This window comes from Nostoc sp. ChiQUE01b, from assembly GCF_034531255.1.
Taxonomy (GTDB): Bacteria; Cyanobacteriota; Cyanobacteriia; order Cyanobacteriales; family Nostocaceae; genus Nostoc.
Map to the genome: position 1 here is coordinate 1 of NZ_JAVRBM010000108.1, position 25,263 is coordinate 25,263.

22 protein-coding genes, 1 tRNA gene and 1 pseudogene are annotated in these 25,263 nt (G+C 42.3%); 12 read left to right on the forward strand and 12 right to left on the reverse strand.

Annotation, left to right across the window (positions count from 1 at the left end; all coding sequences use genetic code 11):
- Positions 1-315 precede the first annotated feature (315 nt).
- From RMY63_RS37020 to RMY63_RS37035, 3 genes are all read right to left on the reverse strand, one after another.
- Positions 316-654: a hypothetical protein gene (locus RMY63_RS37020; protein WP_322733466.1), complete on the reverse strand. Its 339-nt coding sequence runs from the start codon at positions 652-654 to the stop codon at positions 316-318.
- A 316-nt stretch (positions 655-970) separates the two neighbouring features.
- Entirely contained in the window at positions 971-1,102 is a 132-nt protein-coding gene (locus RMY63_RS37025; RefSeq protein ID WP_322733486.1) for a hypothetical protein, read from the reverse strand.
- A gap of 245 nt (positions 1,103-1,347) precedes the next feature.
- Positions 1,348-2,130 (reverse strand): Uma2 family endonuclease, encoded by a 783-nt coding sequence (locus RMY63_RS37035; protein WP_322733467.1) that lies wholly within the window; start codon positions 2,128-2,130, stop codon positions 1,348-1,350.
- A 338-nt stretch (positions 2,131-2,468) separates the two neighbouring features.
- Here RMY63_RS37035 and RMY63_RS37040 point away from each other — a divergent pair, with 338 nt between their 5' ends.
- Positions 2,469-3,812, forward strand: coding sequence for a TMEM143 family protein (locus tag RMY63_RS37040; protein ID WP_322733468.1), 1,344 nt, complete (start codon positions 2,469-2,471; stop codon positions 3,810-3,812).
- Position 3,813: 1 nt separating this feature from the next.
- Here RMY63_RS37040 and RMY63_RS37045 read toward each other — a convergent pair.
- The 6 genes and pseudogenes from RMY63_RS37045 to RMY63_RS37070 all read right to left on the reverse strand — a co-directional run.
- Positions 3,814-4,203, reverse strand: a pseudogene (locus RMY63_RS37045) (Uma2 family endonuclease); the annotation flags it as partial.
- Positions 4,204-4,312: 109 nt separating this feature from the next.
- Positions 4,313-4,621, reverse strand: a complete 309-nt coding sequence (locus RMY63_RS37050) for a KGK domain-containing protein (protein WP_322733469.1) — start codon at positions 4,619-4,621, stop codon at positions 4,313-4,315.
- Positions 4,622-5,331: 710 nt separating this feature from the next.
- Positions 5,332-6,393: a c-type cytochrome biogenesis protein CcsB gene (gene ccsB / locus RMY63_RS37055; RefSeq protein WP_322733470.1), complete on the reverse strand. Its 1,062-nt coding sequence runs from the start codon at positions 6,391-6,393 to the stop codon at positions 5,332-5,334.
- Between the two features lie 158 nt (positions 6,394-6,551).
- Positions 6,552-8,321 (reverse strand): DUF3352 domain-containing protein, encoded by a 1,770-nt coding sequence (locus tag RMY63_RS37060; protein WP_322733471.1) that lies wholly within the window; start codon positions 8,319-8,321, stop codon positions 6,552-6,554.
- Between the two features lie 607 nt (positions 8,322-8,928).
- Positions 8,929-9,558 carry a chorismate lyase gene (locus RMY63_RS37065; protein ID WP_322733472.1) on the reverse strand — a complete coding sequence of 210 codons (630 nt, stop codon included), beginning with the start codon at positions 9,556-9,558 and terminating at the stop codon, positions 8,929-8,931.
- 193 nt (positions 9,559-9,751) lie between these two features.
- Positions 9,752-9,832, reverse strand: a tRNA-Leu gene (locus RMY63_RS37070).
- Between the two features lie 487 nt (positions 9,833-10,319).
- Between RMY63_RS37070 and accC the strand changes: the two genes are divergently transcribed.
- Positions 10,320-11,663: an acetyl-CoA carboxylase biotin carboxylase subunit gene (gene accC / locus RMY63_RS37075; protein WP_322733473.1), complete on the forward strand. Its 1,344-nt coding sequence runs from the start codon at positions 10,320-10,322 to the stop codon at positions 11,661-11,663.
- Between the two features lie 130 nt (positions 11,664-11,793).
- On the opposite strand, the gene RMY63_RS37080 is transcribed toward accC, so the two are convergent.
- On the reverse strand, positions 11,794-12,087 hold the full coding sequence (locus tag RMY63_RS37080; RefSeq protein ID WP_322733474.1) for a YggT family protein: 294 nt from the start codon (positions 12,085-12,087) through the stop codon (positions 11,794-11,796).
- A 388-nt stretch (positions 12,088-12,475) separates the two neighbouring features.
- Here RMY63_RS37080 and psbX point away from each other — a divergent pair, with 388 nt between their 5' ends.
- The 4 genes from psbX (at position 12,476) to RMY63_RS37100 (ending at position 15,037) form a co-directional block, all read left to right on the forward strand.
- Positions 12,476-12,595, forward strand: a complete 120-nt coding sequence (psbX, locus tag RMY63_RS37085; RefSeq protein ID WP_322733475.1) for a photosystem II reaction center X protein — start codon at positions 12,476-12,478, stop codon at positions 12,593-12,595.
- Positions 12,596-12,841: 246 nt separating this feature from the next.
- Positions 12,842-13,759, forward strand: a complete 918-nt coding sequence (locus tag RMY63_RS37090) for a Ycf66 family protein (protein ID WP_322733476.1) — start codon at positions 12,842-12,844, stop codon at positions 13,757-13,759.
- A gap of 47 nt (positions 13,760-13,806) precedes the next feature.
- Positions 13,807-14,367: a hypothetical protein gene (locus RMY63_RS37095; protein WP_322733477.1), complete on the forward strand. Its 561-nt coding sequence runs from the start codon at positions 13,807-13,809 to the stop codon at positions 14,365-14,367.
- Between the two features lie 145 nt (positions 14,368-14,512).
- The gene (locus RMY63_RS37100; protein ID WP_322733478.1) at positions 14,513-15,037 is read left to right on the forward strand and encodes a Tol biopolymer transporter periplasmic protein; all 525 of its coding nucleotides are present in this window, start codon (positions 14,513-14,515) and stop codon (positions 15,035-15,037) included.
- A gap of 100 nt (positions 15,038-15,137) precedes the next feature.
- On the opposite strand, the gene RMY63_RS37105 is transcribed toward RMY63_RS37100, so the two are convergent.
- Positions 15,138-16,145, reverse strand: coding sequence for a succinate dehydrogenase/fumarate reductase iron-sulfur subunit (locus tag RMY63_RS37105; RefSeq protein WP_322733479.1), 1,008 nt, complete (start codon positions 16,143-16,145; stop codon positions 15,138-15,140).
- Between the two features lie 1,471 nt (positions 16,146-17,616).
- Here RMY63_RS37105 and RMY63_RS37110 point away from each other — a divergent pair.
- A complete protein-coding gene (locus RMY63_RS37110; protein WP_094350106.1) occupies positions 17,617-18,054 on the forward strand; it encodes an AbrB family transcriptional regulator in 438 nt (145 codons plus the stop codon).
- 164 nt (positions 18,055-18,218) lie between these two features.
- The gene (locus tag RMY63_RS37115) at positions 18,219-19,079 is read left to right on the forward strand and encodes a type II CAAX endopeptidase family protein (protein ID WP_322733480.1); all 861 of its coding nucleotides are present in this window, start codon (positions 18,219-18,221) and stop codon (positions 19,077-19,079) included.
- A gap of 128 nt (positions 19,080-19,207) precedes the next feature.
- Here RMY63_RS37115 and RMY63_RS37120 read toward each other — a convergent pair whose 3' ends face one another.
- Positions 19,208-20,170 (reverse strand): M48 family metallopeptidase, encoded by a 963-nt coding sequence (locus RMY63_RS37120; protein WP_322733481.1) that lies wholly within the window; start codon positions 20,168-20,170, stop codon positions 19,208-19,210.
- 160 nt (positions 20,171-20,330) lie between these two features.
- On the opposite strand from RMY63_RS37120, the gene RMY63_RS37125 reads away from it, so the two are divergent.
- From RMY63_RS37125 to RMY63_RS37140, 4 genes are all read left to right on the forward strand, one after another.
- Positions 20,331-21,899: an ATP-dependent DNA helicase gene (locus RMY63_RS37125; protein ID WP_322733482.1), complete on the forward strand. Its 1,569-nt coding sequence runs from the start codon at positions 20,331-20,333 to the stop codon at positions 21,897-21,899.
- Between the two features lie 279 nt (positions 21,900-22,178).
- Positions 22,179-22,430 (forward strand): hypothetical protein, encoded by a 252-nt coding sequence (locus RMY63_RS37130; RefSeq protein WP_322733483.1) that lies wholly within the window; start codon positions 22,179-22,181, stop codon positions 22,428-22,430.
- Between the two features lie 226 nt (positions 22,431-22,656).
- Positions 22,657-24,261 carry a group II intron reverse transcriptase/maturase gene (locus RMY63_RS37135; protein ID WP_322733484.1) on the forward strand — a complete coding sequence of 535 codons (1,605 nt, stop codon included), beginning with the start codon at positions 22,657-22,659 and terminating at the stop codon, positions 24,259-24,261.
- Positions 24,262-24,301: 40 nt separating this feature from the next.
- Positions 24,302-24,517, forward strand: a complete 216-nt coding sequence (locus tag RMY63_RS37140) for a DUF2839 domain-containing protein (protein ID WP_322733485.1) — start codon at positions 24,302-24,304, stop codon at positions 24,515-24,517.
- Positions 24,518-25,263: the final 746 nt, after the last annotated feature.

Sequence of the window (25,263 nt, forward strand, 5' to 3'; positions counted from 1 at the left end):
ACAATCGCATTGTCAGGCGAAACAATCGCATTGTCAGGCGAAACAATCGCATTGTCAGGCGAAACAATCGCATTGTTTAACCTGGAGAAATGCTAGGTAGTCATTCACCAATAGAGTCGATGTCAATATTTGCTATAACTGCGATCGCAGTTTTTGCTTATCCTTGTAGAGAGGCAGAAGGGAGAAGATAGGCAAAATGCTGCTCTCTGTCTCCTGCTGTGAGCAAAGGGAGGAAAAGTTTAAACTCCCTCACCAAAACTCCGATCTCCTATAGAAGCCTTATTTAAATTCAACCTCCTACCTCCTCCTGCCCTCTCAATCTTCGTCAAGGGCTGGGAAAGCTTCTTCAAGCTGCCACAATCGATCTTTATTTTCAACAAACCAAATACGAGTTTCTGGAGTTAATTTACTCCAAATGTCTTCAACAGGAATGTGAGGAGATGCATACTGGTACTGCTGACCAAGTGATTTGAGATTGTCCGCTACTTCACGGGGAATTCCAAATTGTTCCCAGTCAACTGTGATATTTCTTCCCGAAACTCCGGCTGTGGGGTCAAAAACCAATTGTGCCGATCTGACTAAATCAGCAAAGTGTTTCGGTTTGAGTTTGGTGATCTCCTGAATTTGGAGTGATTCGTTATGCTCTTGAGACATGATCGCCGCAGTGGTAAAGATTATTGGTCTATTGAACTTACTGCCAGAGATTTTTATCGCAATATTTTTACTTTAGCGCAGAGCCACTAACTTCATCATGAGCGAAGAGGATAAAGGGAGAGGGGATTGGGGATTGGGTATTGGGGAAGGTGGGGCCCCTGAAGGGGATAAGGGGTAATGGGGATTGGGTACTAAGTATTAAATAGCGATAACAAGAATTCAGTCACTAGGGTGTGTTTTCAAACTACTGGTTTAGCCCCCTAACTTTTTAGATAGCAATTTAAATGAGAAAATCAGAATCTACGCCAAGCGATGTCTAACGACAAGCCGCTTTGCGTCTACGCAACCGTTCTCGTAATAATTGGACTTCTTGCTGTGCTTGTTGGGCTTTTTGCTGTGCTTGCAGAACTTGTTGGGCTTGCTGTGCTTCTTGTTGAGCTTGTTTCATCTGTTCTTCTGGTGTTAAAAGCCTTTGCCCGTGGCTTGTCGCAACGAAATGGGTTGTAAACTACATAATACAAAAACCCCAATCTTGTATATTCTGCTTTCTTAGTTGAGTACTCACCGCGATCTATCTGAGATACCACCTCAAATACTAATATCGGTAGTTTCTTTTCTTCCCAAAGCACATAACTGGGACGGAGGTTTTCATCATGAAATCGCTTTATTTTATAAATGAATCTTGATAGCAATTTAAATGAGAGAATCAGGATCTATGCCAAGCGATCGCAATCGTTCTCGTAATAATTGGGTTTCTTGCTGTGCCTGCTGAACTTCTTGTTTTGCCTGTTGAACTTCTTGTTTTGCCTGTTGAACTTTTTGTTCTGCCTGTTGAGCTTTTTGTTCTGCCTGTTGAGCTTTTTGTTCTGCAAGTTTTTCCTTTTCTTCTGGTGTTAAAAACCGTTGTCCTTGTTGGTTATACCAATACATCCACTCCCGTGGTACGCCTAGATAAGTTCCTCGTTCGATGCCAATTCCTAAACCTATTTCTGGCAACCAAACTGGATTACCATCATGTAATTCATAAGCATTGTTAACTAATTTGTAAACTTCTAAACGTGGCTTGCGGCGACGAAATGGATTGTAAACTACATAATACAAAATTCCCAATCTTGCATACTCTGCTTTTTTGGTCGAGTACTCACCACGGTATGTTTTAGATACTACCTCCAACATTAATATCGGTAATTTCTTTTCTTCCCAAAGCACATAACTGAGGCGGAGGTCTTCATCATAAAATCGCTCTACGCCCAAACTCAAAAACCCATCTGGGATTATTGCTGGTAAATCTGGGTCATAATAAATACCCATATCTATACCAAAAAACCAATCCATGCGTTCTGGCCAAGCCATTGCCAGAAGCGCTTTAAGTAAACCGGGAATCAAATCTTGTAATTCATTATCCACGGGGGTATCGTCAGAGTCAGGTAGCTCCTCAGATGAGGGCAAACAAGCTAATGGATCGTAATTTAGCATAATTGATTTCCCATTCCTCAGTTATGAGTACATCTCTATTTTATAAATGAATCTTGATAGCAATTTAAATGAGAAAATCAGAATCTACGCCAAGCGATGTCTACGACGGGCTGCGCCTACGCACTTTTCAATCAGTCTTTAGAAATGACAAAATGCATTGGAGATGTGCAAGGCAAAGCAAATATCCCTACTTACTTTTTCCCTCGGCTCAGTAAAAAACTGCTAGATTTACCACCCAAGATACTAGAATTTAGTTGCCAATAAAGACATAATGTCTCATGACCGCCGTTTTCGTGGGATGTGGCAAACCCTAGTTAGATTCTGATTCATCTTTGAATATGGCTGTTTCCGAAAATCGAGAAGCGTTTATTCCCTATACTCGCAGTGATATTATCAAACTTTGCCTCCAAGACGGTCAGCTAGATGAAGCTGATGTCAAAAAATTTCAAGATTTCTGCCAAATCCTCATTGCATACTATCACTTTCGCTTCCACAAAACCTTAGAAGTTATCAAAGATAATTACGTACCCTTTAACCCTAATGCAGAGATTCAACCAATAACTCCACCAACATTTGAGCAATATGATGACATGGAGTTGAAAGTAGTTGAAGCCTTTGGGCATATTGTCGAAAGAGCTAATTATATTCTTTTGCCTGAATCGATTTTCAAACGAGCGCTGGCAAATAAATCTCTAATTGAATTGAAAACTCAAGTAAATTTTGAGGATTTTGACCGCTTGATCTGTTATTGCCGGGGTGATAGTTATAAAAAAATTTCAGTAAAAAAATTCTTCTTTTGGCAAGAAGAAAAAACGATTGATATTTTTGAACGGATTGTTTTATTAGTCAAGTTCAAAGAAGCAGCTTACTTTCGTGCGAAGAAAGACAAGATCCAAGAATTAAAATTCATTCCCGGTAAGATGTATGTTTACTTCTACAAAAATATTCCCAAACTAGATATTGACTTAATCTTTCCCAATGTAAAAACAAGTATGACCTGGAAAGATCGGTTACTATTTGGAATTCCGGCGATTGGCGCGGCAATTCCTTTGATATTAAGAACATTGCCGAATTTATTATTGCTAGTTGCTGCAATTTTATTAGTATTAAATGCTACTTTTTTGATTGAATCATTAAATGTAGAGTTGGATAAAATCAGAAATTTTCTGCCCGTCTTGGTGGCAGCTTTATCATTAGCGATCGCTTTGGGTGGATTTGCCTTTACACAATATACTAATTACAAAAATAAAAAAATTAAATTTCAGAAAATTGTAACTGACACGCTATTTTTCAAGAATTTAGCTACCAATCATAGTGTTTTTCAAATGTTTCTGGAATTAGCAGAAGAGGAAGAATGTAAGGAAATTATTCTGGCATACTATCATTTACTTACTAGCCCCACAGCATTAACTCCTCAACAATTAGATTCTCGCATCGAAACTTGGATGGACAATAAATTAGGCACAAAGATTAACTTTGATATTCAAGGGCCTCTAAGCAATCTAGAAGATATTCGCGGTCAAGTAATTCAAAATAGCGAAACAGCTGACAATGTACCAGAAATTCCTTTACTAGCCTACGATCGCCAAGGAGCATGTCACGTTTTACCCTTGGATGATGCTAAAGCAGTGATTGATTATGTTTGGGATAATGCCTTTCAATATAACGGGATAATCTTGTAGTAACCACATAATACAAAATTCCCAATCTTGCATACTCTGCTTTCTTGGTTGAGTACTCACCGCGATATGTCTGAGATACTACCTCCAGCGCTAATATCGGTACTCTCTTCTCTTCCCAAAGCACATAACTGAGGCGGAGGTTTTGATCGTAAAACCGCTCTACCCCCAAACTCAAAAATCCATCTGGGACTATCGCTGGTAAATCTGGGTCATGATAAATCCCCATATCTATACCAAAAAACCAATCCATCCGTTCTGCCCAAACCATTGCCAAGATAACTTTGAGTAAACCTGGAATTATATTTTGTAATTCGTTATCCACTGGGGTATCGTCAGAGTCGGGCAGTTCCTCTGATGAGGGCAAACAAGCTAATGGATCGTACTTTAGCATGATAGGTTTACTGTTTTTCAGTTGTTAGCACATTCTATTTTATTTGCAAACATAGAGAGTATCAGAACCCCACTTCTTAAACAAGCGGGGTTATTTTGCTCATTGAGTATTAATTTTCCACTTGTTTGAGTTTTTGAAAAATTTCATCAAGTGGTGACTCAGATTCATCAGGACAAAATTCTAAAGCAAGTCTAACTTTTCCTTTTTTCCATCCCAAAGTACTAAATTGTAAAACTTCACAATTTAATCCTTGGGTATACAAATTTACTTCATCCGTTTCTTCTGCTCCAACATATTCCTTAATTGCTGTAATCAAATCACGGACTTTAAAAGTTTTAGCAATATTTAACTTATTAAAAGTGTCCGGTTTTATAGACACAACTTCATCATGGTTTAGTATCTCAAATCCATCTTCCATAAAAATCTCCCGTCAATAAATCTATATTTTCCAGAGATATAACAGTTCATCCGAAATAAAATGATAATTTAGTCATTGGTTATTGGTCATTTGTCATTTGTCATTGGTCATTGGTCATTAGTCCCTGGTCGTTGTCAGTAATAATTTTTGTCTCGTGGAATCGCTCTTAGCGATCTTGTAAGAGTAGGGGCAAAGAAAAACTCTGCCCTCCTCTGGGTTTCAACTTAAATACTTAACTCAACCTGAGTTCGGGATAAGAAATCCTCAAAACCCTTGATTTCTCGTTGTTTAGTTTGAAGCTCTGTTTGAATCTTTTGTCAATAAACCATATTGTTGAGATCAGTCTCATTTATGAACATTATTGACAAAATGATTGTACTTTAATCGCTTCTCTTATCACTTAGAGTTTTTCTCAACGCTTACAGAATAGGCTTTTTAGCTTCTGGCTTAACCCGAACTCAGGTTAACTCACCATAGTTTTACGCAAGATTTTACTAAGTCCTGAGTTATGAGTAAAAGTAAAATACTCAATACTCAGTACTGTCTTAGTACAACATTTCATTAATTCTTTGCGTACCTTTGCATTTACCTCTGCGCCCCTACCCTGCGGGAAGGCGTTTGCGTAGCGTCTTGTAGAGAAGCGCCTATGCGTTTAAATTTCAACCCTCAATTCGCCATGATTTTACGCAAAGCTGTACTTAGTGAGATTTTTAGAAAAACCAACCGTAAGAATGCAAACCTTTACCCAAAAGATTCACACCGAGATAGCAAACCCAAACCACAAGCAAGCCGGCGGAGGCTAAAATTGCCGGACGACGCCCTTGCCAACCGCGAGTAATTCTGGCGTGAAGATAGGCGGCGAATACTAACCAGGTAATTAATGCCCAAGTTTCTTTCGGGTCCCAACTCCAGTAGGAACCCCAGGCTTCGTTAGCCCAAACGCCACCGGCAATGATGCCAATTGTCAGCAGGGGAAATCCTAATCCGATGATGCGATAGCTGATGTTGTCGAGGGTTTCGGCAAGACTAAGGCGCTGGGGTGAAAGAGGTTCAGCAGATTCTACGGCTTGAGATTCAGGAGTAGTTACTAAATCCAAAACAGCCGTGTTACCGTTCCCGTTGCCGTTGCTAGTAGTTTCAAAACGGGCAAAGCCGTTATTTTCGACAGCAGGGGCTGGTAGTTGAGAAGTTAGTTCAGTGGCTTTATGCAAGCGGTAGCCGTTGCTGCGATAACCACCAGTACCAACAGAACTGCCTTGTAGTTGAATATTTTGACCGCGAGTGACAATTAAAAAAGCGATCGCTAATAAGGAACCTACCATCAAAGCAGAATAACTCAACATCATGACGCTGACATGCATCATCAGCCAATTTGACTTCAAGGCAGGTACTAAGGGTTCTGACGCTTGCATCTGGGATGGTAGTGTCATGGTAGCAAAAGCTGCGATCGCCATTGCCACTGGAGCTGTCGCAACTCCTACTAAGCGGCTACGGCTACTATTTTCGGCAATCAGATGGACGGCGGTAATTCCCCAAGTTAAGAAAAACAGAGATTCATAGAGATTACTTAAGGGAAAATAACCAGCTTCGATCCATCGTGCCCCTAGTAGAGTAGCTATACACAAATTTGCGATCGCCATCCCAGCTGTCCCCAAAGCGGCTAGATAAGGCAGATTCCCAAAAGCCGCTCCTCCCCAATACACCAGCATTGTCAGGAATAATATGGCAAAGGACGCATTGTCCAGCCAGTTCTGAAGTACAACCAAATTCATAAAGTGTTCTCTCCGTGGATGATTTAAAATATCGATTCTGACTGTTTTGATCCTATATGTTTAGAAGGGAATCGGGAATGGGGCAATTGGGGATTGGGCATGGGGCATTGGGCATTGGTTATTAATTCTTCTCCCTCATTCTCCCCATTCCCCACTCCCTATCTAACAGAGTTACTCTTACTCTTTTCTGGACTAGGCAATGTAGTCGCGTTAGTAACTTTTTTAAGTTCGATAAAAATATCGTAACGATTACTGCGATTGTCGCTGACAGCAGATGTCATCCCAATTGTCCGCGTTGCATCTAGCAAAGTTTGTTGATTGGGAATTAGAGTTGGTAAAGGGAAATTTTTCACAGTTCGTTCCACATCCAGAAAAAATTGACCATTCGTCGGATTGGGTTCTGTAGGAACTGTTTGTTGGAAGGGAAGAGTGCCAGCTAGTGTATAGTTGGGTTTGGGAACAATTTTATCCGCGATCGGAGCGCCCACTATCAGAAAAGCGACATCTCCATCTAACCAACCGTGGGTTGCGGTTAACGTACCATAAGGTGATACCCAGTTAACAACGGGTTGACCTGCGACTTTCCCCGGTTGTACTTGAAACTGATATTGATTTTTCATCACTTCATCCAGTTGACTGATGGATGCTTCAGCAGATTTGCGTAGGCTTTGCCCACTATAGGCATCGGTTGTCTGTACCATGAACAGCAAACCCGCACGAAAATCATTTGGCGAACCTTCTTTTGGAGTAGCAGGAATCACTGATAATAAAAACTCCCCTTTCATCCAACTAAGTAAATCCTTCTCTAAATCGAGATCGGTAAGAGATTTTATACCACCTCTGATCTGTTCTGGTGCGATCGGTGATAAAGGATTTCCTTGAGATGTTAAAACATAGTCTCTCCACAACCTCTGTAAGTTACCACCAGTAAGCATCATTAAGGTTTCTGCTGGTATGCGGCTTTGCATTTTCCCAGCTTTGTTTTCCACCACCAGCACACGTTGACTATTAGGATTTAACCAAGAAACGCCCTTGAAGCGGATTCCTTCTGACTCTAAGGTTATTGTCCCTGCTAAACCTTGGTTATTTTGCAGTTGAGCCAAAACTTGAGCAGGTAAAGGTCGGTTTGGAGAAGCGGCGGCTATTTTCGCTGCTGTTGGCACATTCACATAAAACTGAGCAAATGGTTGGTAGTTAGCAATTTTCGGGAAATTCTCAGTAAAGCCGCCTGTTGTAACTAGGGATGTTTTATTTTTGTAGGCGTCGATTGCTCTTTCTGTGGCTTTGGGACTATCAGTTATGACTAAAAAACGCCCATCTAGTAATGCAGCCGAGAAGTTTTGCCCTGCTTGTCCCTGACTTTGTTTAATGGCGATCCCTTGATAAGTGCTATCGCTCCATTTGCCTTGTTTAAAAATTTTGGGTTGTGCCAAAATACTTTTGGCGATTTCTGGGTTTTTCACTGGTAATACCATTACCATCGATTGCTGATCGCTGGCAGCATTTTCATTGGTGGTAACTGGTTTGGGTGCAGGTTTATTCCCTGTTGCTGGGGCAAGAATTGCGATCGTCACGTCCTCGCCTACCCAAGGAGCGATATCTTTTTGGAAGTCGTAACCATTATTAGTCAGAAAGCGATCGCGTAACTGGACTAAATTTTTGTCCAGTTCTGTTTGGGTTTCTTTTGTCCCAAACTGCCGCAATTTCTGCCACTGCTGGGGATCTGTTGTTAAGGAAACTGCAAACAGGGCATCACCAGGAATAATATTTGCACCTACTAGCAAATCGCCAGAAGATGTTTGTCTCTGGGCTAACAACCAGTAGGCTACACTCCCCACACCAATCAATAACCCAGCAGCCGAGAGCGTCAGCACCAGAGACGATTTCTTATTTTTCTTCATCTGAACAGACACAAGAGGCGGTGCCATTGAAACCTGTACCTCATATTTGCAAACTCATTACTTGCTGAATTGGTTAAGTCAACCAAAAAGTTTCTTGCGATCTCAGGCAGTGAATTTCATAAATTTCTCCACCTATAGACATTGATGATGTTTCCGTAATCAACTTTCTCTAATGTTTCAAAGCGATGTTTTAACGTTTAGTTACCTTTTTTAACACGCTTTGTTAAATTTCGCAGGACATTCCTTTTAAAGGCTGTCTGTTTTGGAAAGTTTCCAAAAGTTAACATCCTTTATTTCAAGCACTTTGAGGATATAACTAACTTGAAAAAGCTGCAAGTAATCTGTAATCTAAACTACCTTCTATCTATTTCCATAGCTTCCATCTGTAGTATTGACTCGCTCTAGGCAAGATCAGTTCAGTGTCCGCGATTTTACATAGATTACCTATCTTCAAGGTCATTAGTGTAAAATTCCCATCCTCTGGGGCACACTGTAAAAGATAAAAAACTTTTAAATAATATAGGACTCATATTTGATTGCGTGAAAAAAACTCAGTACACTTTTATTCCTTCTTCCCAGTCCCCAGTCCCGGGTCTCTACGAGTAATTCACGCCCATCAAATCGGATTGCTATACTATGCCTCAGCATTAACAGCACTCAACTGCATAGGCCCCAAATATTTGGTTAAATAAGGTGAAAAGACTTCATAAATTAATGTTAATGGCTGCCCATGATGCCAAAACAAATAGTGGCGACCCCAAAAAGGCCCAGTTTCACCAAAACCAGACTCTAGTGCCAATGAGTCACCATAGTAAATTCCTCGAACATCCCGATACAATTCTGTGCGAAGCCGAGCTAAACTTGCCCAAATTGGTAATGAACGGTTTTGTAAATACTCATCGACATGACTGGCTTCCCACCACGAAGTAGCATAGGCTAATCTTTGACCAGAAGCGGTACGCAGCCATACTTGTCGTCGTAATCGCGGTTCTGGGACAGCTTGGATTAACTCAGGAGCAGCATCTAAGTCCATGCCAATCAATGACATATCAATAACATCTACTTCTACAGGCTCACCTGTGAGCAATTCTAAGTGACGTGTTGGAGAGCCGTCACCCAAGAGCATTAGCTGCCATGCAGGTGCTAGCTGAGTATGAGGTAAACTTTGTTGAATTATTTCCTCCCCTCCTTGCCAAATCGGAGTGAGGCGATGCCAAGCTGGTGGCAATGTTAGATTGTTTGTCGGCGTAAAAGTAATAGTCAATGCTTTTTACAAAACTTCACCTATTTCTATAAAAGCATAAAGAACTAGTACTTTGACAAGGCAACTTTGTTTAGTAAGTAATGAAGTGTTTGGGAAAAAAACTAAAGTCATCACTGCAAACTTATATTTAAGGGTCAATAGTATAAGGTTTTTGACTTAATGACTATTGACCCTATGCTCAAACAATCAAAAATGCGGATGGCGAGACTCGAACTCGCAAGGCAAAGCCACACGCACCTCAAGCGTGCGCGTATACCAATTCCGCCACATCCGCATGGTTTGTCTAAATATAGACTATAGCATAAGAAAATAATTATAGTAAGGTGATATCTAAATTCAGTTGCTCAAAAATATAAATTTTCTCAAGGCGGTATCAGACTGACAGAAATTTAGCAGATGTACAAGTGATATTGAAAAGGGTAGAGCTACTGTGTTTGGCGGGGTGCAATGGCGTATCGGTCTGCTGTAGGTGATTTCGACGACGGGCTATGACGCACGCTCGATAGCGCAGCGTTAGCGACGCAGGAGCGTCTGACTCGCTATCGGCGTTGCAAAAGCCGAGCTTGGTAGTCTAGCCAAGACTTACAGCAGCAATGTTGTTAGTGTAGTAAGACCCGTAGAGGCAGTAAGCCTGCAATTTTGCGTTTGCTTAGAATCAGGGTGGCGAATCTCCTGCGATAATTTGAAATAATGCGGAAGCGTTGTTTTAAGTTGGATCAGAGAAAATGTCAATCTACTGGTAATGATATCGAAACTAAAAAATGAAGTTTGACAAAATATTAATTGCCAATCGGGGAGAAATCGCCCTTCGCATTCTCCGCGCCTGTGAAGAAATGGGAATTGCCACAGTTGCGGTTCACTCCACCGTTGACCGAAATGCTCTGCACGTCCAACTTGCTGATGAAGCAGTTTGCATTGGCGAACCTGCTAGCGGTAAAAGTTATTTGAATATTCCCAATATTATTGCTGCTGCACTGACACGAAATGCTACTGCCATTCATCCAGGCTATGGTTTTTTGGCAGAAAATGCCCGGTTTGCGGAAATCTGTGCCGACCATCATATTGCTTTTATCGGCCCAACTCCAGAAGCTATCAGGCTGATGGGCGATAAATCCACTGCCAAAGAAACCATGCAAAAAGCTGGAGTACCGACGGTACCAGGTAGTGAGGGATTGGTAGAATCTGAGCAAGAAGGATTAGGATTCGCCAAGGATATCGGTTATCCAGTGATGATCAAAGCTACAGCAGGTGGCGGTGGAAGGGGTATGCGCCTAGTTCGTTCTGAAGACGAATTTGTGAAACTTTTTCTCGCGGCCCAAGGCGAAGCAGGAGCAGCTTTTGGGAATTCTGGCGTTTACCTAGAAAAATTTATTGAACGTCCCCGCCACATCGAATTTCAAATTTTGGCGGATAACTACGGTAATGTCATCCACTTGGGCGAACGGGATTGCTCAATTCAGCGCCGGAATCAAAAGCTGTTAGAAGAAGCTCCTAGTCCGGCTCTCGACCAAGACCTACGTGATAAAATGGGACAAGCTGCTGTCAAAGCTGCCCAATTCATTAACTACAGTGGGGCTGGTACTATTGAGTTTCTCTTGGATAGATCCGGTAAATTCTACTTTATGGAAATGAACACCCGGATTCAAGTAGAACATCCTGTAACAGAAATGATTACTGGGATAGACTTAGTTGCCGAACAAATTCGCATTGCTCAAGGTGAGAGACTCAAGCTTACCCAAGAGCAAGTAGTATTACGAGGTCATGCGATCGAATGCCGAATCAATGCTGAAGATCCCGACCATGACTTTCGCCCTTCTCCTGGACGGATCAGTAGCTATCTGCCCCCCGGAGGCCCTGGTGTGCGGATTGATTCGCACGTTTACACAGATTATCAAATCCCACCCTACTACGATTCCTTAATCGGCAAATTAATTGTTTGGGCGCCAGACCGACCTACTGCTATTAACCGAATGAAACGCGCACTGCGGGAATGTGCCATTACTGGACTACCTACCACCATCGGATTTCATCAAAAAATTATGGAAACTCCACTGTTTTTACAGGGTAATGTCTATACAAATTTTGTGCAGGAAATGAACGGTTAGGGGAGTAGGGAGTAGGGAGCAGGGGAGCAGGGGGAGATGAGAGGGATAAGGGAGACAAGGGGGAATTATTGAATAAATCTCTCCCTTGTCTCTTCTCAATGCTCAATACCCAATTTTTAATGCCCCATCTCTAATTCATACGAGATAGCATAGTCAGCAATCCTTGTTGACCTAACAGAATTTCTCGCAGCAGGCTGAAGATACCAACCCAAATAATAGGTGTAATATCTACCCCACCTATAGGTTGCACCAGTTTTCGCAAAGGTATTAAAAATGGCTCAGTGGGCCAAGCTATTAAATTAAACGGCAAACGATTCAGATCCACTTGCGGATACCAAGTGAGAATGATACGAAATATAAATAAGAATGTCATTACCCCTAACACAGGGCCAAGAATCCAAGCAGTCAGGTTAACACCAGTCATCGGTTTCAAGTACTATCATCTGTAAAGAAAGAAAAAATTACGTAACTGCAAGCAAGCCTTTCGGGTTCCCTAGTTGCTCATGGGGTGAGTTCTATTGCTGCTAGCCTTTTCCTTTGGAAGAAGACCGTGCTGGCTCACCGCGCTTTACGTAGGCATAGCCCGTCGTAGACATTGCCACAAAATTTTAAGCTTTGTAAAGCACTCTGATCATCATTTTAACTAAATGCTGTCATTTCTTTCTGAAATAGAAAAGCCAACTGGCTGACGCGGTGAACTCAACAAATGGTGAAAGCAGTTACCAAGTTTAGCAGTTCAGAGTTAGAGGCTTCTCAAGAAAGTAATACACTATTAAAATTAGAATGAAGTGTGTAAAAAAAGGTTGAGAAGTATGACGCCTTCTTTAGCAAATTTTCTTTGGAGTCTGGCTTGGGGTGCTGCAATTGTGGTAGTACCCGCTACAGTTGGTCTAATTTTCATTAGCCAAAAAGATAAAATACAGCGTTCATAATGCTTGTGAGAGTTAATTTAACTCTCATAATCGATTGTCTGTCAGCTATCTACTTAATTGCACCAAAAGCAGCAGTTTCTGCTGCTGGTAGTAGTTGTAGATGACAAACATAGGTTTTTTATTTTTCGGTCAACAGCTTCAGAGCTTCCTTGCTAGAGGCTTTGAAGCTTTAATATATCGTGCCTAATTACAGTAGTGATTTTAATTGTGACTCGCTAACATAGATTTGATATTGGGAAAACAGCAATGATAAATTTTGGGCTGAACTCAGCCAGTATTCTGGCTCAGGTAAATTTTGGGGCAAACTCAGCCAGTATTCTAGGAATTTTCCTGGCTGTGGCTGGGGCAGCACTGTATTTTCTCCGCACTGTGCGCCCAGAATTGTCACGGGATCAAGATATCTTTTTTGCAGCAGTCGGCTTGCTTTGTGGCTTCATTCTTGTCTTTCAAGGATGGCGGCTAGACCCGATTCTACAATTTGGTCAACTGCTTTTAGTTGGCACAACTGTGTTTTTTGCAGTTGAAAGTATTCGTCTGCGGAGTATAGCTACCCAGCAAGCAAAGCGCAACACTCCGATTGTGGACGAAGATCGACCGGTTAGCGATCGCTATTCGTACAATAATCGCAGAAATTATCAGGCTGAGATGGAGGCAGACTTAGATCCATTGCCTTATGAAGACGAGGAAGAACGCCCAGTGCGTGCTCGGATTCGCGGTACCAGGGATGAGATTTCAACTCGTGATGACTACTATCAGGAACAACCTCCCCGTCGTACAGAACGCCGCAATAGCAGCAGTAGTGAAAGACAGGCTCCATCTGATAGACCGCGTCGGCGGACTTCTGGTCGTCCTGTGAATCCCCCTTCTGAAAGCTTTGAAGAAGAAAACTGGGGTTCTTCATCTAGGCAAGTTGACGATTGGGAAAATTCGGGTGGGGAAGTTAGAAAACCTTCTCGCCGTAGTAATAACGGGTCTGGGCGTCCCGAAAGTCGTGAAGATGATGTTTCTCCCAGACCGAGAAGACGTCGTCCGCCCACTGACTCAACTTCTCGAAGACCACGCGAAGATGATGATGCGATCCCAACTGATTACGTGCCATACAACCCAATTGAAAAACCAAATGAGGGGCCAGATAATTTGAGCGATTTTGATGACGATGTTTAAAACAGTTGACGTGCAATTAGGTTTAGAGGCGACGGAAAACAGTTGAGGTGGAAAAATTTACGCCTACATTTTGGCTCCAAAGACCAATTCATTGGAGCCTGGTTTTTGGTTTAACAAGTTTGCTTGTATCTTGTGGTTCTAACGATATTCCTATAGGGCCTACTTCTCTTAACAGTCGCTACACCGAGGAGCAACCTGCTTTGAGTGGAAATGGGCGCTTTTTAGCGTTTGTATCTAATCGCAATGGTAATCAGCAGCTACTAATGTACGATTTGGAAAGGCAACTGTTTATTAGCACACCGGGGATAAACCGACAGGAGACAATTGCCGAAAGTCCTAGTTTGAGCTATACCGGGCGTTATATTTCTTATATTACTAGTGACCAAGGTAGACCAGTGGTAGCGCTTTACGATCGCGCTACACAACAGTCGCAAATTGTCACACCAATTTATCGCGGCTGGGTCAGAAAACCAAATATTAGTCCAGATGGACGTTATGTTGTCTTTGAAACCGCCACTCGTGGTCAGTGGGATATTGAAGTCCTAGACCGAGGGCCAAATATTGAGTTAGATATTCCCAACGGTGCAACTGTAGGTTCACCTCCGTAGGGGAGAAGGTTAGGAGTTAGGAGTTAGGAGTGAGGAGTTTGGAATTTGGAGTTTGGAGTTTGGAGTTGGGAGTTGGGAGTTAGGAGTTAGGAGTTGGGAGTTGTGAGACTATTGACTAATGACTAATGACTAATGACTAAATTATATGAAACGTAATTTTTTTATACCTGTATTTATATATTTAAGTTTATTGACTGGGTGTTTTGGCTACCCTCGCATTTTGAGTTATCCCTTTGATCCGGGGGGTAGGAGTCTCAATAGTTTCGCGTCGGAATTAAACCCCCAAATTTCTGGGAGATACATTGTTTTTATTACTGACCGACGCGGTAGCCAAGATGTTTATATGTTTGATACGGTAACTCGTGATTTGGTTGATTTGCCAGGTTTAAATTCCTTTGATGCGATCGCAAATCATCCTAGCGTTTCACAAGATGGTCGTTATATTGTGTTTGCGGCTAGCCGTCAGGGGCGATCGGCTATTTTTCTCTACGACAGAGAAACACGCCAATCACGGAATTTGACCAATAATCTGCAAGCGGAAGTCCGTAACCCTACAATTAGCGCGGATGGTAGCAGGATTGCCTTTGAGTCTAGTAATAATGGTCAGTGGGATGTTTTAGTATATGACCGTTATGGACAGCCGTTGAATATACCTCAAGAACCGCGTTGAAAAATGGGGAGTGGGGACTGGGGAAGGTGGGGCCCCCTCTGGGGATAAGGGGTAATGGGGAATGGTGAAAGAAAATTCTCTATTCCCTATTCCCTACTCCCTATTCCCTATTCCCTTCTACTTGTTGCACAGATTCAATGAGCGATCGCACTTGTTCTGTCCCCTCAGAAGCTTCAAATGATAGGGGAAACTTACCCCGGAGGATCATCCGCAAACCGAGGGGTGCAAGACTGAGTAATCCTTTTAAATCCTGAAAATAATTACCGACTACTTGTAAACCAAATTGACGTTCATCAATCCAACCACCTTCTTTAACTAAATCTACCAATACTTTCCGGTGACGAATTGAGCGACTATCACTGGCTTGTTTCTGGGTGAGAATTTCTTGTTTAACTTTGGTGATTTGTTCTAATGGTGCAACTTCCATAGGACAAACAGAATCGCAGTACAAACAACGGGTGCAACCCCATACGCCTTTAGTACCTTCGTTGTAGCTTGCTAAACGATTTTCGGTATCGCTATCACGGGAGTCTGCTACCATTCGGTAAGCTTTGGCAAGGGCATGGGGGCCTACAAAGTCTGGATTAACTTCACGAGCGTTGCATTCAGAGTAACAAGCACCGCACATAATACAGTTACCAGTTTGATCGAGGCGCGATCGCTCTTGTGGTGTTTGCAAAAACTCTCTTTCTGGTACTTGTCGTGCTGCCGTACTCACATAAGGGGCAACTGCCTCGAGATTATTCCAGAAGCTGCTCATATCTACAACCAAATCTTTAATCACGGGCATATTGCCAAGAGGGGCGATCGTGATTTCAGCAATAGCATTTACTTTACTTTGAGATGATGGTATTTGTTGTAATCTGGCAAGTTCGCTCCCAACATTTTCTTTACAAGCTAAAGCCGAACGCCCATTAATTCGCATAGCACAGCTACCACAAATAGTATTGCGGCAATTTTTGCGAAATGCTAAAGTTCCATCTTGCTCCCACTTAATATGATTGAGGCAATCCAAGATTGTATTACCTGGTTCGGCTTCCACAAGGTAGGTTTGCACAACAGGGGAGGAATTTTGTTGCTGTCGAATGACCTTAAAAATAACTTCCATAACTACTAACCAAAATTTTAAAATTACTCACCAGCCTCAACAATCATGAGTCAAAGCAGGTAATTGCGAAAAGTGAGTTATACTTTTTCGCCCCTAATTCAAACTCTAGTGTTAATAGGCTGACGATTTAAGGGCGACTGACTTCTAGTTTAAGGATAACCATTAAAATTTTACTTGTAGTAGCGTTGTAGGCAAGATTTTTGTCAAATTCTGAGTTAAAACGCCAAAAATGTAATCGCAGCTTTGCATTGAATTTACCTGTTTGGGAATGTAAAGGAAAGAGAGTTTGCTTAAAAAGTAACTTAAGTTGATTTTTGATCTAGCGATCGTATCCAAATGAAATGCATGTGAAGTTAGCAACATATCTTGATGTCAACTTGAGTCAAGCAGTCCTGACAGTAAAATTCCGTCAAGTGGTAGCGAAGGCAGAATTTTTTGATTATATAGAAGTGTGAAAGCCCATGTTTAATATATAGTAGTGGCAATCAAGTACTAGGCAGATGTTAAGAGATTTGTTCTTCCCATAGACAGACGTGCAAAATCCTCTGGGCGCTTTTGACCTGAAGATAATAAACCGAGGTAAAATCCTCATCACTTTCAAAGAAAAGTTAGAGTACCGCAAAACCCACAGGTGCGAGACTTTTCGCTTTTTGGCTTGCTCTCAATCAAGAAAATATGGGATTGAACTCATCTGCCAAAACTGCTCGTCTCAATTATATAAATTTTTATAAAACCCAGATAGCATTGCTCGCGCTTGCAATAAAGGGTTAAGAAAATCGTCACTGCTTTTTTCTTCTTTAAGTCCAGGAATTTAAATAAAAATTTACCAGCAATTTTAATTCAAAATTAAACAACTATTTTGCTATTATTAGTCCATGCTAGTATTTAATATAAAATTACGAAGTAGCAAAACCAGAATCAATAGCCGTATCAGCGCGGTTAATACTGCTTTGTTGATTCGTAATGTAGAGACAAGAAAATTCGCGTCTCTACTGGTAGGACAAAAGGGTGTATGCCCGTAAGACTCTATTGAAATACTATGCTGTCCTAAGCTTGAGAGGACGAGTGGAGAAAACTCTACTTGCTCATTGGCAAGAAAGGCAAGCACTGAAAGTGAAAAACCTGCAATTTTTTGGGTCTACGACTTATTTGCAGTAGAACCTAACCCCATTTGTAATGGTGGCTGAAAGTTACACCGCTACAGTAGCGCTAAAGAAGAAAATAGTTTTCTTTCTGATGGCGAATAATGGTTAAAAGTGCCCTAACATCACCAAAATTAATGTCTGTGGCAACTATGACCTCTAGTTGGTTGTGGACAACCATATATAGAAGTGCTTTTGGCTCCTATCGGCAGGAATTCACCCGTTACACTAGGGTCTTCAGTAGCTCTATGCAAATGCTAAAAAATTAAATGCTGGCATGAGACTACATCGTTTATCAGTTTGGAGAGAGTAAGGAAAATTTGAGCATAATGACTGAAACTGCAACCGCGCCATTAACTGGAAAAGCACTACTTGCTAAAGTAAAAGAACTTTCCACATTACCACGCCGAGAAAGAGCTAAACAGTGCGGCTATTACACTGTTACTAAGAATAACCAAGTTCGTGTCAATCTCACCGATTTTTATGACGCTTTGCTATCTGCTAGAGGAATTCCTCTAAGTCCAGAAGCACCTAAAGATGGTCGTGGTCGCGAACCGACATATCGGGTTAGTGTCCATCAAAATGGTCAGATTGTAATTGGTGCTACATATACCAAAGCAATGGGCTTGAAGGCTGGAGATGAGTTTGAAATTAGGCTGGGATACAAACATATTCACCTGATTCAACTAGGTGAAAGCGATAAAAAACTAACCTCACAAGATATAGATTCTGACGAATCAGACGAAGATTTGGAAGACGAAGAGTAAATTTGCTAATGGTAGGGATAAGTTTCAGGTGATGATAACTTGTCCTTACCCCGACAGCAAATTGGTAGCCAGGTAAAAAATACGATTAGACCCCTTGCAGAATTTACTAAATTTAGTAGAGTCTTGATTAATCAGCAAGAAATCTATAATGCAAGAAGTCTATCGTGTTTTTTTTGTTTATTTTGATAACTTTCTTTGAGTCTTCGGTCAACGTCTTACTGGCGTTTAGAGAAAATGCACCGCCACTAGTTATAGTGACGGCATTTTTTGTTTGCTGGATAGTTTGCTGGTTGCCAGTAGCAACAGTATTAGCAATATTGCTTAATTGGCAACCTCTTAAACCTTTACAGCCAGAGCAAAAAATGCCGTTATTGGTGTCACTTTACCTATTAGCTCCCCTGCTCCTCTGGGGAGTTGTTTGGTTGACTAATAAATCTTTTTCAAATTACGGCTTTGTTGGCAATCTTTCAACTCTTAGTTTTTTAGCACTAGGTTTTAGTTTGGGAGTGCTGAGTCTAGCCATTGTCTTTAGTGGGCAATTCGGGTTAGGTTGGTGTGCTTTTGAAAAGTCGAATTTCAAGTTAGTATTACCCATCTTGCTACCGATTTTCTTGATAGCCTTATTAGTCAGTGGGATAGAAGAGTTAGTTTTTCGCGGTTTCCTGTTCACAGAATTAGCGCAGGATTACCCAGCTTGGGCAGCAGCAGCAATTTCTAGCTTGATTTTTGCCTTGTTACACCTGGTTTGGGAGCAACGCGAAACTGTACCCCAACTTCCTGGATTATGGCTGATGGGAATGGTGTTGGTGTTAGCACGCTTTGCTACAAGTGGTAATTTGGGTTTAGCTTGGGGATTGCACGCGGGATGGGTATGGGCGATCGCTACTATAGATACAGCAGAACTAATTACTTACACAGGTAAAGTCTCTGACTGGTTTACAGGTAAGAACAAAAAACCCCTAGCTGGCTTGGCGGGAATTATTTGTGTATTGGGAACCGGAGTAATTATCTGGTTCAACTCTTAAGTATTATAATTTCCCATAGATGATATGTGTTTACGCAGATCCCCGACTTCTTCAAGAAGTCGGGGATTTAAATGCAACAATTTAGTAGGCACTATTCTACCCTACTAATCTTTATTTAGTACTCAAAATTACTCAGACCTTCGGATTCTGTCGATTTCTCGTTGTAATTCTTCAATTTGACGGCGTAAAACTTCAGTTTGATTTTCGGAAGATTCTGCTGCAACATTTACCGATCCAGAAGCAGGCGATCGCTGATAATTTCCTCGGCGAATTTGCTGGTATTCTTCGGATACTGCCCACGCTCGTAAGTAATGTAAGCGTTCAACAGGGAAAGGATGACTCAACATCATACCCTGAGCGCCATTGTAGATCAAAAATTTATATATCTGATTCAGTCCATCCTCATCCAATGCCTGATAATTTTCTGACTGCTTGATAAACTCTTGTAAACTACATTCATTGGCATATTTGTTACTACCGCCAGAGAGTTTCATCATCGTTGACATCACAGGATTCAAGTCATCCATTACTAGTAATGCAGCGCGATCTGACGATAACTCGGCTTTGCGTCGCCACTCAAAAAAAGCGTAAATCAAGCCTTGTGTGACAATATTACCGATGCCAAAGGTCAATTCTCCTAAAGCAGAAGCAGCACTCATCGCCCACATCGCCATTTGAATTAAAATAGTATGACCACATTTTATATGCCCCAGTTCATGGGCTAGCACCGTCCTAATCTCGGCTTCGTCTAGTAAGTCTAGTATCCCTGTATTTATGACTATGTAAGGATTCTCTTGCCCCAGTGCATAGCTATTTACTTGGGGATTTTGCGAGACAAACAGTGTTGGTTCTGGGTAAATGTCCAAATCTCGGACGCATTCCCGAAACATCTGGTAAATAGTGGAATATTGACGCGGCCCGACTTGGATAGTGTTACCCATTAGATAAACTAATTGAGGGCGTTCGTAGATAAATTCTACAAATTTACGAGCGATTAAATCAAATCCTGGCAAATTTCGTAAAGCTTGCTCGGCTTGACGATCTAGTGGATGCCTGAAGGCTTCGCTGGAAATTCCTGTGTAAGTTGGCATAATTTAGGGTATTGGGTAATTGGTCATTAGTCATTGGTCATTGGTCATTAGCAAAGGACAACTGACAAAGGACAAAGGACAAATGACAAATGACAAATGACAAGATAATAGAAATGGGGCAATTGGAAGTAAAAATCACTTTGTATGGAATTGAAAGCGTGTGATTGAGGCAGAAGTTCATTTGTCACTACATAACTTTTTGCGATCGCAAGCGGGGTTCCCTTCCTGGTCCCATCATTTGACGATGGCACGGTTGGTAGCACGCGCCTTGCGCCTGGGACGTAGCGCCCTAATTCAAGTCGGGGCAGTTTGTGGCTATCAAGGGCGGTATCGTACTAGTTTCGTAGCATCAGCCCTGATGTGGCACGGCCCTGTAATTATTGTTGCTCAAGAAACAGTGCAGCAACTTCTGCTGCGGGTGGAAATTCCCCGTCTACAGCAGTGGCTACCAGCCAATAAATCGATTAGAACAGGTGACGCTTGGCCTGATGCCCAGTTCCAAGGGCTACTGTTGACCTCCCCAGAAGCTTGGTTAAAAGCACAATTGGCTGGTGGCTCACGCTTTCCCCAAGGCATTCCCACAATTATTGATGGAGTAGACGATCTCGAAGATTGGGTGCGTCATCAACTTACCCAAGATATTCAACCTGATGATTGGGATCAACTCATGCTAGCTTGTCCAAACCAAGCTGAGGCAATTCGTGAAGCACGGATACAACTAACACACGAACTTTTTCAGCATCCTGCTAATCCATATCAGTGCTATCTAATTTCCCAGCCAGAAATAGAAATTTTAAGCCGTCTCTATTCTGCTTTAGAGTCAGTACAAGCACTGCCAGAACCTTGGAAACAATTCTGGCAACAATTTCAAACCCTTGATGAAAATCTTTCCACCCCTGCTCCCTCATCTCCCCCTGCTCTCTTCTGGGCGACTATTGCCCATCGACAAGGTTTATTTTCTTTGCACTACGCCCCAATGGAATTAGGGGAAATACTCTCGCCTATTTGGCAGCGACAACCAGTAGTTTTAATTGGCAGCGCTATCGAACCGGAAACTGAGGCTCCCCTTTTTCGCCAGCGCCTGGGTTTGGACGATTTAACTTGCCTGAAGTTCTCCTCGGAAAGTCAAGCGGAAGCAATTCAACTGTATGTACCCTATAAGTTGCCTCTACCCAACACACCAGAATTTCAAGCGGCATTTATTCACAAAGTCCGCACACTAGTTTGTCTAAGTGCGACAGCACCAGGGTTAACGGTTGTCTTGGTGGGGGATGTCCCACTCAAGGCTCAAGTGGCAACGATTCTGGCTTCAGAGTTTGGTTCGCGGGTGCAAGTAGAAAAAACTTGTTTAGATGAAAATGGTATTTTGATTAGCGGTTGGGAATTTTGGCGAGAACATCAACGAGTCTTGCCAGCACCCCATCTGTTAATCATTGCTACGTTGCCCCTACCATCTTTGGAAAATCCCCTGGTAGCTGGTAGGGTAGCTCTTTATAAGCGATCGCATCAAGATTGGTTCCGTTTATACTTGTTGCCAGCAGCTTTAAATGAATTACAACGGGCGATCGCTCCAGTACGAGAAAGTCAAGGGATTGTGGCTATGCTTGATAGTCGTGTCGTTAACCGCAGCTACGGCGCTCAAATTCTTGCAGCTTTAAGCCCTGTGGCACGCATTAACTATCTCGATCCCAGCCTGTTTTCCAATACCGATGAGGAAAATTCTGCTTAAAATTCAGTTCCCAGTGCCAATGCCCAATTTAAATTTTGTCAACCAAAGCGCGATCGTCTCAAAGCAAGCACTATTATCAGCTAATAGAAGGTGATGGATTCATCGCCTCTGAAGTAAGCATGATTACTGTCAAGATAAATTTAGAACCTAAGTAAAATTTGAGTTGCTGATTATGGGTGAAGCAAAACGTCGTGTGCGATTCGTTGTGAGTGAATCATGGTATCCAGTCCATACATAACCTCACCAACCCGCAAGGGTTGAACTCTCAGAAAGATGTAGGTGAAAGTCCTACCCGCTAGATTCAAGCGTGACTCCTTATCTGCCCACATCGAGCAAGCTCAATTCTTGCAGAGTGAAGCTGGGAACAGGACGCAATCAGACAGTCGTTATGGATTGACACTGGCGTTAACAGGGAGTTCCTACGGTGAAACAGAGCCTAAAAAAGTAACCTATTTGCAAGCGAGGCATAACTTAAAACCCTCGACTTCATCAGAGCAAAAACCCGCTGAATTACGTCGGATATCAGCATGAATCTCGGGTTTCTGATGGTTAAATTGGCTACACCTAACGGAACAACGCCACAAGCTCCAACGCAAGTGGCTGATCAATCTTCTGAGGGAACGAATAAAAACGAATCAAGGGTCTTGGGACAGTCGAATCCCTGGTAGGTAAGATGAGATACGGAATCCCTTTGATTCGGGTAGGATGCGGTGTAATTACTGCAAGGTATTCAGAAAACACTTAACGGAGTTAGAGCATGATTAGGCACAGCCGCAAGGTTAGTGAATCTTGGAAGAATCTGCCCTGGAAGAAATTCCGTCAGGATTTATTCCGCCTACAATGTCGAGTGTTCAAAGCTATTCGAGCAGGAGACAAGCGGAAAGCTCTGTCACTTCAGAAGCTTATTTTGAAATCCAAAGCAGCTAGATTTTTGGCGATTCGTCAAGTAACACAGCTAAACGCAGGAAAGAAGACGGCAGGAATCGACGGCAAAAAGTCCCTCAATTTTGAAGAACGGTTGGCGTTAAATGACCTGTTGAAAGAGTTCAGCAACAACTGGGTTCACCAGAAGCTACGAAGCATTCCCATCCCAAAAAAGGACGGAAGTACCCGGATGCTGAAGATTCCAACTATGGCGGATAGAGCATGGCAATGCCTAGCGAAATATGCCTTAGAACCTGCACACGAAGCAACATTCCATGCCAAAAGCTACGGGTTTAGACCGGGACGTTCGGCACAAGATGCCCAGAAAAGTCTGTTTTTAACCCTATGTTCCAATGCAAATGGAATCAATAAAAGAGTGATAGAACTCGATATTGAAAAATGCTTCGATAGGATAAGCCACACCACAATCATGGAAAACCTTATAGCCCCAAAAGGCATCAAATCAGGTATATTCCGTTGCCTAAAAGCAGGAACAAATCCAGAATTTCCAGAACAAGGTACACCCCAGGGTGGGGTGGTGAGTCCACTTTTAGCCAACATCGCCCTGAATGGTATCGAAAGTATCTATCAATACCATGTAAATCATGGTCAAAGAGTTACAATCAATACCTCAGAGAAGGATATTACAGAACCATCAATCCGATATGCGGACGAGATGGTGATAATACTCCGACCAGAAGACGATGCAAACGAAATACTTGAAAGGATAGACCAATTTCTAGCTGAAAAAGGAATGAAGCTTAACGAGAAAAAGACACATATTACCGCTGCGACAGATGGATTTGACTTCCTTGGCTGGCACTTCAAAGTGCAAAGTAACGGGAAATTTAGATGCACTCCCTCTGTGGAGAACTTCAAAAAGTTCCGTCAGAAGGTAAAAGCCATCGTTAACTGCTCAAATTATGGTTCTAAGGTAAAAGCCCAAAAGCTAGCACCAATAGTGAGGGGATGGAGAAATTACCACAAGTTCTGCAAGATGGACGGGGCAAAGTTTTCACTTTGGCACACCAGTAACAGAGCCTTTTTGGTATTTAACAAGGAAACAAAACTTGACCGTTACTCTACCAAGAAATTGATAGACAAAGCGTTCCCATCAGTTCCTTACTCCGAAAACAAACACATCAACGTCAGGGGAAATAAATCACCCTATGATGGAGATATGGCATACTGGAGCGAACGCAATAGTAAGCTGTATGACGGAGTAACATCCACTACCCTTAAGAAACAAAACCATACGTGTGGTCACTGTGGCATGAAATGTACAAGTGAAGAACGAGTACACCTCCACCACATTGACGGGAATCACAGCAACTGGAAAAGAAACAATCTAATTGCTATCCATGAGTCCTGTCATAATTACATCCACATGAGCAAAGGGGACAAAAACCCTAAGAATATCGGGAGCCGGATGAGGTGAAAGTCTCACGTCCGGTTCTAACTGAGAGGTGCGAAGGATAATACCTTACATCGACTCAACCAAAACCACACTAGGGAAAACATACGGTCAAGAGACTCGGATCTTGCCTTGGGTTCCGATCACAAAAACTCAAGGCGAACAATTTGTCACTTGGACTACTCGTGGTGCTTGGATAGGCATTGGTCTTATGGCTGTAGGATGGGTAACAATCCGTTTTATCGGCCCAGCTTTTGGTTGGTGGCAAGTAGTCTCTTAATTTGTAATTCGTAATTGAATTAGTTGGATATCTAGACTCCAACTAATTCAAGACCACTAAAAAAGATAATGACGCGCAAGTATCTCGCCAATAATTACGAATTACGTTAGAGCAACGGTAGGTTGCTTTGCATACCCTATGGCAAAGCAAGCTAGTACAGCGGACGCGGAAATAAACATACCCTGACGCTCGTTGCGCTAAAGCGTCTCCCCTTGGGAGAAGACTCGCTTGCCGCCGGCGCTAACGGGTGACGCTCTCTACGAGACGCTACGCGTAGCTTACTTCTCTGTAAGAGTACGCAGGCTCGCTCTAAGCGAAGCCATGCCGAAGGCGTTGCCTCTCGTTCGCGTTAGCGTCTCTGAAAGAGAAGAGAAGGCTTTACGCTGCGCTAACGGCAGTTCCTCATGGGGAAACCCCCTTGGCGCTAGCCTCTCCCTTTGGGAGAAGACCGGACTGCCTCACCATTTCAAATGGCGCAAGAGCTTGGAATACAATTATGCGTGAATGCGTGAATGCGTGACTTCTGCCTTGCGGTACTAGGCGCAGCCTCTCGTAGAGAGCGTTATAACGAATTACGAATTAGTTAACTGAGTTATTAATAAAAGATAATTACTCATTTGGGATAGATAATCAAAATATATTATATATGCATTAAATTTGGCAAAACCAAACCAAGATAATAATCTTTCTAAATTAACGTGAGTTCGACGGATAGGAAAGCACAAAAAGCTTGCTATGTATGAATT